Raw genomic sequence first — 12,171 nt, forward strand, 5'->3', positions numbered from 1 at the left:
AATTTCGTGTTTTACAAAAACTATCTGCTGTTATGCTGGCTCGTTCCTTTATAAGAATTCACCCGCAGCACTTTGCCTTGTGAACAACTGCTTTTTAAGCGCGTTTCGCCTCGATCCCACTTATTGGCCCTTTCGTTTCTATTTTATTAGTCACTTTGAATCCCGATGATGAAAGTAAATTATAAAATTCATCTTCTGTACGCATAATAGTACCGCACATAGCGAGCAAATTTAGGCTGTTCACACCAATAAGTGGGGATATTTCGCCGGGAGGAAACATAAAATCAACAACCATCAACCTGTCTTGAGCTGTCATAGCTTGGTGACAGTTTTTAAGGATTTTAATCGCATCAGAATCATCCCAATTAAGGAGAACGCGAGAGAGTAAGTAAAGATCGCCACCACCGGGAACCGAATCAAAAAAGTTGCCTCCCACGATTTGACATCTATCTTTAACTCCCGCCACTTCCAAAAACTGATTTGCACCGACAACAACGCCTTCTTGATCGAACAAAATCGCTTGCATCTTGGGATTGTTATTAAGAATAAAAGCTGTTAATGTACCAATGTTCCCTCCCACATCTACAATTGTTATAACTTCTGAAAAATCGTAAGCTTCAAAAAGCGGCAGAATCCACTCCCTTGTCGTCTCCTTCATCCACTCATTGAAATTTACGGCCGTCTCAGAATTCTGCTTAAGGTAGCTATATACACTCATCTTGAAAGTCTTGTCAAATGAGGATTCTCCTGTCTTTACACCGTACAGTAAATTACCCCATGCCTGATACCCTTCATCACCATTTCCCAGAATTGTACCTCGTAAAGAATCTGAAGTACCAGTTAGTAAGTATTTACCCATAGAATTTAACTTAAACTCATCGTTTTTTTCCGCAGAAAAGATACCCATGCTTACTAGCAGACGCATCAGGTGATAAAGACTACGAGAATTTACATTGGTAGCTTTGGCAAGTTCATCGGCAGTTTGAGAGCCGTTACTCAGAATATCGGCAATTCCCAGTTTAGCCGCCACAAAAAGAGCCTGGGTTCTTTTATACCCATAGATTATTTCTAGTAGCGCTGACGATGAGCTTTCACCTTCAGGTTGGGCATTTTCTGTATATAAAGCCATCTGGTTTTCTCGAAAAGTTATCTGTCAGGATTCAGAGCAAGCGTGCGATCGCAATGGAATGGTTAATGAACCAGTACCAGTGTTTTTAGAGTATCTAGTAGATTGGCAGCTTTTAGCACTTACACATTAAAAATGAAAGCAATGGGTCAAAGTTTTAGACTCCACATAAAACTTTGTTGCTTTGATGTATTTAAGCTAACTTCCAGATTTTTATTTTTGACACTCTCACCTTTCAAAGAAAGGCGATTCTCAGAATAATTACACGATACTCAGAGAGTTGTCAAGAGTTACTACAAACTTTTTTACCAATCAAAAATTTGTAGTTTAATATACATTAGATAGTTCCGACGAATGAACCAAAATCCGTAAGTGCGTAAGTTTGGTGGGTTTTAAGGGCAGTTGGGGGTTCAAAAGCGTAAGCTCCGAAAGAGCAAGGGTCAGCGATCCGGATCGGGTGCTCCCTCTTGTAAGCGGTGGTTGATGTCTTGGAGCGTATTGACTGCACTGCGATGCTAAATCGCTCCTCCCTTGGGTTGACCAGTAGAACCGGATGTGTAAATTACATAAGCTAAGTTATCCGGTGTCACCCCACTTTATAGCGAGTGATACCTTCTATAGACTCGGGAGTTTCAGAGTTGTCCATTTTTATTCTTTCCTTGCAAGCGCTGTTTTTGCTTTTGGCGATTGATTGCTTCTTTTTGTTTTTTAATGTGTTCTCTACTTTGCCCAACAGAGGATTTTTCCTCTGGCTCCTCACTTAAATATTTAGCCAAAGAGCTGATGGTTGGATATTTAAACATCTCCATCATTGAAACATCTCTGTCGATCGCTTCTCTCAGTTTACTCTGAGCCTGAGCCATCAGTAATGAATGACCGCCTAAATCGAAGAAATTATCATCGACACCGACTTTCTCTAGGTGTAATACCTGTTGCCAAACTGTAGCTATCGCTTGCTCTATATCAGTTTGGGGTGCAACATAAGTTGTTTCCAATTGTGGATTAATAGCATCGGGAGCTGGCAGCGCCTTACGGTCTACTTTGCCGTTTGGTGTGAGCGGCAAATGGTTCAAAAATACCAAACTCGAAGGGATCATATAGTCGGGGAGTTTCTGCTTCAGAAAGTCCCGCAAGCTCCCGACTGTTGTGCGTTGCAAAACTTTCAAAAAGCCCTGAGTTTTCAGAAGGTAATCTATACTTTGTTGAACTAGAGCCTGCTCAGTCCGGCTGAGGCCGAACTGAATCCCACATTGCTGTCCTTGTCGCCAGACTATCCTGCCCTCCAACCATTGTTCCTCACTCAAACCAGGTAGGCGCAGGTACAGGCGGACGGGTTGACTGGGCTGATAAGCATCTGGTACACCTATTATGCAGACACCACCAATGGAAATGTCTTCTGTGCGAAGTTCCACCGCAGGACTTCCGCCAAATTCTGCCAGACACGGACTCTGATAAGGCACTCGTTCAGGTCTGAGGTTAGAAGTAATATAAGCTACTAGGCGCTGGTTGCCGGAGGCATCCTCACGGTTGATAACTAGAGACTCGTTTACATCTGGATGTTGGCTCAATACGGTCTCGATCTCGCCGAGTTCGATGCGGAAGCCGCGAATTTTTACTTGATGGTCGATGCGGCCTAAAAATTCGATATTGCCGTCGGGTAGGTAGCGGGCTAAGTCGCCAGTTTTATACAAGCGCTTGCTCGGTTCGTTGCTAAAGGGGTTAGGAATAAAGCGCTCGGCAGTTAGTTCGGGTCGGTTGAGGTAGCCCCGTGCTAAACCAGCACCGCCAATGTATAGCTCTCCGGCTACACCGATAGGGACAGGTTGTTTTTGGGCATCTAGAATATAGACCTGCGTGTTGGCAATGGGCCCACCGATGGAGGGTGGATCGTTACCCCCTTTTTTCACTAAAGTATATGTGGAATAGGTCGTGTCTTCGGAAGGACCATAAAGGTTGAAGACCTTTTGCACTGTGTTGTGTTCATACACCTGCTGTACGAGTTTATTGGGAAGGGGTTCACCCGCCAGGTTGACGGTGCCGACAGAAGAAGGTATGCCTTCCATTCTCAGTAACTCAGCGATCGCAGAGGGAACTGTATTGATCAGAGTGACATCTAGAGCGGCGGACAATGCGGGCAAATGCAATGCGTTCTCTGCCAGAATGACTTTGCCACCCCAGCTTAGGGGAACAAACAGCTCGAAGACTGACAGATCAAAGCAAATAGAGGTTGAGGCCAAAACTCCAGCAATATCGTCTGGATTAAAGACTTGTTTTGCCCAATCCAACAGAGCAACTGCATTGCTATGCTCGATCGCTACTCCCTTGGGCTTACCAGTAGAGCCCGAGGTGTAAATGACATAAGCAAGGTTATCGAGCTTCACCTCACTGATTAAATTTGCCTCACTCTGTCGCTCAATGATTTCCCAGTCTGTGTCTAGGCAAACTATACGTCCTTGATGTTTGGGAACAGATTTGACTAATCGTGCCTGAGTTAGCAGCACTGGTACAGAGGCATCTTCTAGCATGAAAGCTAAACGCTCTGGGGGATACGCCCGGTCTAGCGGCACATAAGCCCCACCAGCTTTAAGAATGCCCAACAGTCCCACTACCATTTCCAAGGAACGCTCTACACAGATGCCCACCAATACCTCTGGCCCTACACCCAAATTGCGGAGATGATGTGCTAACTGATTAGCTCGTTGATTCAGCTCTTTATAGGTAAGTTCCTCATCTTCAAACACTAATGCGATCGCGTCCGGCGTGATCTCTACCTGCTCTTCAAACAACTGGTGTATACAAACATCTTTGGGGTAATCCGTTTCGGTATCATTCCACGCCGCTAATTGCTGCCGTTCCAACTGGGTTAAAAGAGGTAACTCCGAGATTTTCTGCTCTGGGTTGGCGACGATGCTTTCCAGTAAAGTCTGAAAATTTCCCAACATTCTACGAATAGTCGCAGCATCAAATAAGTCAGTGTTGTACTCAAGGCGACCAATGATGCCTGATGGTCTCTCATCAAGCTCAAGGTACAGATCAAACTTTGCCGCGCCGGTATCGACATCTAGCTGGCTAATCGTCCACCCATCCATTTTGGCAAGCGGGGGTTCTAGGACAAACGCGACTTGAAATAGAGGGTTATGGCTCAGATTCCGCTCTGGCTGTATTTCTTCCACTAACTTTTGGAAAGGCAATTCTTGGTGAGCATAAGCCCCTAATGTCACCTCCCGTACCCTCACCAGCAGTTCCTCAAAACTGGGGTTGCCAGAAAGGTCTGTACGGATCACTAAAGTGTTGAGGAAGTAACCAATCATCCCCTCTAGCTCTTGTCGGTTGCGGATGTTGGCGACAGTGCCTACAGGAATGTCGTTGTGCCCCGTATAGCGGTAGAGCAAGGTCTGGAACGCTGCCATCAAAGTCATAAACAGAGTGACACCCTCCTTACGACTCAACTCCTTAAGCATCTCGGTTAGGCTCAGAGGTAGGGCTAGACATTGCCTCGCACCCCGAAAAGTCTGCACTAGCGATCGCGAGCGGTCAGTCGGCAGTTGCAGTGTTGGCAAATCTGCTAGTTGCTGCTTCCAGTACCTGAGTTGGTTTACCAGAACCTCGCCCTGTAGCCATTGCCGCTGCCAGTAGGCAAAGTCCGCAAACTGAATCGGCAGTTCTGGGAGGGGCGATGGCAAGCCTAAAGAAAAGGCGGTGTAGAGTTCCGCGACTTCCTTCAACAACACGCTGTATACAGAAACAGCATCGATCACAGTGTGGTGTGTCGTTAGGAACAACCTGCAATCGGTTTCGGCCAACTGCATGAGAGTAGCCCGCATCAGCGGCCCTTGGGCGAGGTCAAAAGGCTGCTTCGCTTCCAAAGTTGCCAGCCGCAAGGCTTCAGTCTCCCGTTCTGTCTCTGGCAATTCCTCAAGATTCACCACTGGCAAAGCAAAATTAAAAGCATCTTGAATCACCATCACTGGTTGCCCATTTACCAGAGCAAAGGTCGTTCGCAAAATTTCGTGACGCTTGATGATTTTGCTGATGCTACGCTCTAGTGCGACAATATTGACGGAACCAGGCAGGCGAATGGTAATCGGTTCGTTATAGAAAGGTGTATCGGGAGCCAGTTGACATAGAAACCACAGTTGTTGCTGGCTGAAGGACAGAGGCAAATCCTGGTTCCGGGAAATTGCTTGAATTGGCGGAGCCTGGGGTATGGGAGCTTTTTGACTGGCGATTTCCAGATTGTGAGCAAGATCCGCTACTGTGGCAGACTCAAACAGGGTACGCAAGGGTAATTCCACCTGGAAGGTGTCTCGCATTCGAGTTGCAATCTGCGTGACTAGCAGAGAGTGACCTCCCAATTCTAAGAAGTTGTCGCGAATACCGACTCGCTCTAGTCCCAGCACTTCAGCCCAGATTCCTGCCACTACCTCTTCGACAGGAGTTTGAGGTGCTACATAATCTTGTCGTACTTCGGAAATTTTAACCGCAGGCGCTAATAGCTTCTGCCGATCTATTTTGCCGTTGGGCGTTAGCGGCAAGGTTTTCAGGAACACAAAGCTGGAGGGCACCATGTATTCGGGCAACTTATCTTTCAGGAAGTTACGCAACTTTCCTGCGACGGTGCGTTGCAAAAATTTTAAGAAGCCTTGGGTTTCTAAGAGATGGTCTATGCTCTGCTGAATTACAGCTTCTTCAGTGGGTGTGAGAGCTAACTCAATCCCTGCCTGATTTCCCTCACACCAAGCGACAGTTCCTTCAAAACATTGCTCTTCGGTATTTCCGGGTAGTACGAGGCGCAGACGAACCTGCTTACCTCTTGACCAATCATCGGGAACCCCAACCACGCCGATACCACCGATGGATATGTCTTCTGTTTGTAGTTTAAGGGAGCCATCGCCATCAAATTCTGCTAAACACTCACTTTTGAAGGGTGTACGTTCTGCGGTAACTTTGGAAACAACATAAGCTATCAAACGCTTCTGTCCGGGTACATCCTCTTGTGCTGCTACTACTGCTACCTGCAAGTCTGGGTGTTGCCCCAGCACTGCTTCAATCTCGCCGAGTTCGATGCGGAAGCCGCGAATTTTAACTTGATGGTCAATGCGGCCTTGAAACTCAATGTTGCCATCGGGTAGATAGCGACCCAGATCCCCTGTACAGTATAGGCGATCGCCTGTATGAGGATGAGTGATGAAGCGTTTGCTGGTTTTTTCCTCATCTCGCCAATAGCATCTGGCTAAACCGATTCCCCCAATATAAAGCTCCCCTACTTCTCCCTCTTGACACGGCTCCATTGCTTCGTTGAGCACGTAAAAATGTTGGTTAGTCATTGACCGACCGTAAGGGATGCTTTTCCATGCTGGGTCAACAGTTTCGATGGGATATAAAATCGACCAGATAGAAGCCTCGGTTGCACCTCCTAAGCCGATAACAGCGGGGGTTGAAAGTTTGCCTACACCAGATGCCAACTCAGTCCCATCTAGCTCCCTCCCTTTAGCAAGGGGAGGGTTGGGGAGGGGTTGATTCAATTCACTCTTGATTAAAGCTTTGATTTGATCTGGCAAAGTCAGCGGTATCCAATCACCGCTGAGAAGGACTAAGCGCAGAGATGATGGTAAATCTTTGGTATGAGCAGCGGCATAATCCACAAGCATCTGCATCAAGGCGGGTGCGGAGTTCCAGATGGTGACTTGTGCTTGCGCGATCGCATCTACCCAGTGAGCTGGATCTGGCGTTGCTGATACTTTAGGGATAACAACAGTGCCTCCTGCAGCCAGCAAGCCAAAAATGTCATATACAGATAGGTCGAAGCTGAGGGAAGATAGAGCTAAAACGCGATCGCTACTTCCGACTTCAAAACGTTGGTTAATATCTATGAGCGTATTAACTGCACCGCTATGCGCGATCGCGACTCCCTTGGGTTGACCAGTAGAGCCCGATGTATAAATCACATAAGCTAAATTATCCGGTGTCACCTCGCTGTCTGGGTTTTCCTGTGTGAAGCGATCTACTGTTTCTAGATTCCCATCCAAACAGATGACACGCGCTTGGTGTTCCGGAAGAGACGCTACTAAATGCTGTTGTGTAAGCAACACTGGCGTTTGGGAATGCTCCAACATGAATGCCAGTCTGTTTTGGGGATAATTCGGATCTAATGGTACATAAGCTCCCCCTGCTTTAAGAATAGCCAATAAACCTACGACCATCTCTAAAGAGCGCTCCACACAGGCGGCAACCAGTACCTCTGGTCCAACAGCCAGAGTCTTGAGATAATGCGCCAACTGGTTAGCTTGGGAGTTGAGATCCTGATAGGTTAGCTGCTTCCCTTCAAATATTACTGCAATAGCGTCAGGCGATCGCTTTACTTGGAACTCAAATAGCTGGTGGATACACGCATCCTTGAAATTACCGAGCATTTTATTCTTCCCTTGATCGTGTAATACTGATTTTTTGCACCCTTGGCGTAACTATTGTTCTGCAATATCACGCCATACCCAAAACAATGAAATTCTTTAAGTAAATTTTTCTTAGATAGCGTCTGATAATCTAGTATAAACCCATAAAGTTAATAGCTGACATCGCTAATTTTTTGTTTTTATCATCTATTAATTTCTTATATCTGTTGAGAAAAGTCTTGCAGTGATCTCGGTCACTATTTCATCTCGATTACAGTTATGAAAACTGGCTTTCTTGGTGTTCAGTATAACGGAATGGCACTAAGATAAGCTGCGATCGCATTGGTGAAAAGCTTTCAGCCGTCGAGAGCTTGGTCAAAAAACTAGGATAGCCCAAGGTTGAAATCAAGCAACGCTCTCATAAAGAGTATTCTGAGGCAGAATTCGGTACTTGCACTAAATTTTCTTCATATTGAAGCGACCAAACTTTACCAAATCTTTTTGAAATATAAGTTACAGTAATGAAAAAAATGGGATACTATAGAAGAGCAATAAAAAAGAAATGTAAACTCTCAATTGATACTCGTAAAAATTACTATCCATTTTTGCGGATTAACAATATGTCTACACTTCCCTTAATCATTTCTGACGAAACCCTCCGGGATGGCGAACAGCAAGCTGGTCTTTTCTTCCCTTACGAAACTAAAAAAACTTTAGCTAAGCTCATCAGGCAAACTGGAGTCAATCAAATAGACATAATGCCAGCAGTTCACGAAACTGAAGAACATTTACTAAAAACCTTGGTGGCAGAAGGTAATGGGAGCATTATGATGGCTGCCACAATGGTTGGCAAACAATTTATCGACCAGGCTTTAGCCTGCGGAGTAGAACGAATAATTCTCTTCTATGCCGTTTCAGACCGTCTTTTGCTTTTAAGAGATACAGAAGTTCGCAATTTAACAGCGCCCCCAGAGAAAATAGAGGATGACAATCTCCCTAATGCACTTGTTCGCCGCGTCCGCCAGAATATGATTAATAAAGTTTTGGAAAATCTGCGTTACGCGACGAGTCCAGAAATTGGTTTAAAAGTAGAGTTTGCAGCCGAAGATGCCAGCCGCGCCGATTTTAACTTTTTAGTGGAGTGCATTCGCTCATTCCAACCTTACATCCAACACTTTGTCCTCTGCGACACAATGGGAATCCTCACTCCAGAGAAAACTTATGTATGGGTTCGCGACCTCTTAGAATTCACCGATAATGCTGCTTTGGGAGTGCATTTCCATAATGACTTAGGCATGGCTCTCGAAAATACCCTTCAAGCTGTCATCGCGGGAGCTTCAATGATTTCCGGCACATTTCTAGGTATCGGCGAACGGGCAGGAAATATCCCACTAGAGCAAGTTTTAAATGGGCTTAGATGGCGCTTTGGAATAGAAGTAGAGGGCATTGATTATGAAGCGCTAGCCCAAGTAACAAACTATCTAGATTCTCTAGGAGCTCGACCCGCTCCCCCTTACTCTAAAGCTGCCTTTCGTCACGAAAGCGGCATTCATGTAAATGGCTTTTTACGCGACCCCGATAGCTACCACGTCTTTCCTCACGCCTCACCGGAAATTTGGTTTGGGAAATGCAGTGGAGCCAGCAATTTCCAGTACCTTTTCGAGAAGCAATTAAACCAACCTTTCTCGCCTCAAGAATATAACCGAATGCGAGATAAAATTAAATCTTTTTCCATTCAAGAGGAGCGTTGTTTTTCGCCTGAAGAAATAGTCGAGCTATTCAAGCAAGGATTTTTTAATGAATGAGCTATATCGCGTGGTAGTTCTCCCCGGCGAAGGAATTGGGCCAGAAGTAGTAGACGCTTCCTTAAAAGTTCTCCAGCATTTAGCACAACTAGAAGGGTTTTCTCTAGTTATAAATTATGCCTTAATCGGACAACCCGCCTTCGAGGAATTTGGAAAATTTTTCCCCGCACAAACGGCACAAATATGTGAAGAGTCTGATGGGATTTTGTTCGGAGCAGTGACGAAGGGTGGTATTCTCGAACTCCGCCAACACTTTGACTTCTTTATCAACCTTCGCCCTGTGTGTCCCTTTGAAACTTTATTGAATAAATCTAGCCTCCAGCCCCAAAAGATTCAAGGACTCGATATATTGTTTGTGAGGGAATTGGTAAGCGGAATATATTTTGGCCCATCGGGACGAGAGCAAGACGATAATGGCTGTTATGGCTATCACACAATGAAATACTACGATTGGCAAATTGGCCGCATTGCTAGAGTCGCTCTCAAAAAGGCTAAAGAGCGCCGAGGGTTGCTCACCGTTGCCCACAAGGAAAATGCTCTCCCACAAATACCTTGGAGCTGTTTAGTGCAGGAGGAAGCCAAGCATTTCCCTGATGTTGTAGTGGAACCTATGTTAGTAGATAACTTAGCTATGCAACTGGTACGGGAGCCGAAGCGATTTGATGTTATTCTAGCTGGAAATCTATTTGGGGATATTCTCAGCGATATAGGAGGGGCATTAGTAGGTTCCATAGGCTTATTACCCTCTGCTAGTATTAACGAGCGAGGATTCGGTCTTTATGAGGCTATACACGGTACAGCACAAGATATTGCTGGGATGGGTATTGCTAATCCTTTAGGAACGATGGGAGCAGTTGTATTAATGCTCCAGCAGTGGGGAGAAACTCATGCTGCTACTCGCTTAATTCAAGCTATGAAAGGAGTTTTAGCTTTGGGCTACCGCACGGCTGACTTAGCTCCCCAAGGTCAAGAAACCTTGGTGAACACAAAAACTTTAACTGAGCTTATAATTCAACAACTCTCTGAACTAGCTTTGGCAAATAAGGAGGAATAAAACTTATGAAAACTGAACCAAAAGTGTTGATTCTTGAGGATGATATTAATACAGACGATATTATACCAGCTAAACGGTGTACTACTGCCGATCCCGAGTATTTAAAACAGTATGCTTTTGAACATCTAATCGGTGAAGGCACTCTTCTGGGCTATGACGAAATTGAAGCCGGACACAATTTCGGCTGCGGTTCAAGTCGGGAACACGCCCCTATTGCTATTAAAGCTGCTGGTATTAAAAAAGTCAGCGCCCACTCTTTTGCGGAGATATTCTACCGCAATAGTATCAATATTGGTCTGGTTTTAGAAATTTATTCCCAACCTCAAAATCATCCAGTAGTTGAAGCTATTGTGAGGGCAGGTGGTTTAATTCCTTTTAACCAAAAGCGACAAAAAGGTCAAATTTCTATTCCTAAAAGTATAACTTCTGCTAGGGCAATGACTATGGCAGAAAAACTTTTGGCACGCGCTTCTGGAAATGATTATGTACAGCCGGGTGAAACAGTTTTTGTTCAGGTCGATCTAGCGATGTCTCACGATGCTGTAGCTGGACCAGTTGCTAAGGTTTTTTACGAGCATTTTGGGGAAGATGCCAAACTTTGGGATGTCAACCGGGTTGTTTTAGTAGCAGATCACTTTATCCAAGTTAACGATGTGCGAGTAGATCCTAAAGCTACCTTACTATATTCGGAAATGGTGCAGTTTGCGCGATCGCAAGGCTGCCATTTATTAGATGTAGTTTCGCCTGGAGAAGCTGCGGGTATTTGTCACGTTTTGCTACCGGAAAAGGGTTTTATTCATCCAGGTACTATTGTGGCGGGGACGGACTCTCACACTTGCACTTATGGGGCTTTTGGATGTTTTTCCACTGGTGTGGGAACGACGGATATGGCAAATATTTTTGCAATGGGGGATATGTGGGTGCGGGTTCCTCCAACCCTACTTTTTAAACTTGAAGGAACTTCGATCAAATATATTACTGCTAAGGATATTATTCTGTTTATCCTTGGCAAAATTGGTTGTGACGGTGCTGCGGGTAAGGTGATGGAATTCCGAGGCAGTATTATCGATCAGATGCCAATGGAAGAACGCATGACTTTATCTAATATGGCGATCGAGTGCGGTGCGATGTGTGGGTTAATTCCTCCTGATGCCACAACTCGCCAATATTTGCAAAGCTGTGGTCAAGATTCATTTGAGGAAGTTGTTAGTGACCTGGATGCTGATTATGAAGATATCTATCAGTTTGATTTAAGCGATTTAGAACCACAGGTAGCTTGTCCTCCTAAACCAGACCAAGTAGTTGGAATTAGTGAGTTAGGAGAAGTGCCTATTACTAAGGCTTTTATTGGCTCTTGCACGGGGGGGAAACTTTTCGATCTGGCTCAAGCTGCTGAGGTACTTAAAGGCCGTCATGTAGCCTCTGGTGTAAGCCTTTTTATTGTGCCAGCTTCCTTACAGGTGCGGCAAAGGGCTGAAAATTTAGGGTATATGCAAATATTTGAAGCGGCGGGAGCTACAGTTCTCAAATCAGGCTGTGGGGCTTGTATTAATGCTGGACTTGGAGTGTTAGGTAAGGAGGAGACGGGTGTTTATGCTACCAACCGGAATTTTAAAGGGCGAAGCGGCGATCCAACTGCGAAGAACTATTTAGCTTCTCCTCGCGTGGTAGCTATTTCGGCAGTTGAGGGGAAAATTAGCGCTCGACTCACTGAAGAGAAGGTAATCGCTAATAAGCTCTCGCTCATCTAATTTTCCACCAAATCGCTCTAGACTATACCAGGGTTTTAGCTTC

Annotated in this window: 5 protein-coding genes and 1 pseudogene; 3 read left to right on the forward strand and 3 right to left on the reverse strand. The window is 45.3% G+C overall.

Features of this window, described 5'->3' with window-relative positions; genetic code table 11:
- Positions 1-94: 94 nt before the first annotated feature.
- The 3 genes and pseudogenes from E5S67_RS00945 to E5S67_RS00955 form a co-directional block, all read right to left on the reverse strand.
- A complete protein-coding gene (locus tag E5S67_RS00945; RefSeq protein WP_172184581.1) occupies positions 95-1,129 on the reverse strand; it encodes a methyltransferase in 1,035 nt (344 codons plus the stop codon).
- Between the two features lie 524 nt (positions 1,130-1,653).
- Positions 1,654-1,722, reverse strand: a pseudogene (locus tag E5S67_RS34635) (AMP-binding protein); the annotation flags it as partial.
- 36 nt (positions 1,723-1,758) lie between these two features.
- Positions 1,759-7,539, reverse strand: coding sequence for a non-ribosomal peptide synthetase (locus E5S67_RS00955; protein WP_172184583.1), 5,781 nt, complete (start codon positions 7,537-7,539; stop codon positions 1,759-1,761).
- A gap of 599 nt (positions 7,540-8,138) precedes the next feature.
- Between E5S67_RS00955 and E5S67_RS00960 the strand changes: the two genes are divergently transcribed.
- From E5S67_RS00960 to E5S67_RS00970, 3 genes are read left to right on the forward strand one after another with little or no spacing between them, the layout of a single operon-like run.
- Positions 8,139-9,323: a 2-isopropylmalate synthase gene (locus E5S67_RS00960; protein ID WP_172184585.1), complete on the forward strand. Its 1,185-nt coding sequence runs from the start codon at positions 8,139-8,141 to the stop codon at positions 9,321-9,323.
- The gene (gene leuB, locus E5S67_RS00965) at positions 9,316-10,377 is read left to right on the forward strand and encodes a 3-isopropylmalate dehydrogenase (RefSeq protein ID WP_172184587.1); all 1,062 of its coding nucleotides are present in this window, start codon (positions 9,316-9,318) and stop codon (positions 10,375-10,377) included. The genes E5S67_RS00960 and leuB overlap by 8 nt, the downstream gene beginning before the upstream one ends.
- 5 nt (positions 10,378-10,382) lie before the next feature.
- Positions 10,383-12,128, forward strand: coding sequence for an aconitase/3-isopropylmalate dehydratase large subunit family protein (locus E5S67_RS00970; protein ID WP_172184589.1), 1,746 nt, complete (start codon positions 10,383-10,385; stop codon positions 12,126-12,128).
- Positions 12,129-12,171: the final 43 nt, after the last annotated feature.

It is taken from the genome of Microcoleus asticus IPMA8 (assembly GCF_013179805.1).
Lineage (GTDB): Bacteria > Cyanobacteriota > Cyanobacteriia > Cyanobacteriales > Microcoleaceae > Microcoleus > Microcoleus asticus.

Excerpts from the sequence above, each read along its gene's own strand:
- leuB (WP_172184587.1), top strand. The coding sequence starts at position 9,316 with ATGAATGAGCTATATCGCGTGGTAGTTCTCCCCGGCGAAGGAATTGGG.
- E5S67_RS00955 (WP_172184583.1), bottom strand. The coding sequence starts at position 7,539 with ATGCTCGGTAATTTCAAGGATGCGTGTATCCACCAGCTATTTGAGTTC.
- E5S67_RS00970 (WP_172184589.1), top strand. The coding sequence starts at position 10,383 with ATGAAAACTGAACCAAAAGTGTTGATTCTTGAGGATGATATTAATACA.
- E5S67_RS00960 (WP_172184585.1), top strand. The coding sequence starts at position 8,139 with ATGTCTACACTTCCCTTAATCATTTCTGACGAAACCCTCCGGGATGGC.
- E5S67_RS00945 (WP_172184581.1), bottom strand. The coding sequence starts at position 1,129 with ATGGCTTTATATACAGAAAATGCCCAACCTGAAGGTGAAAGCTCATCG.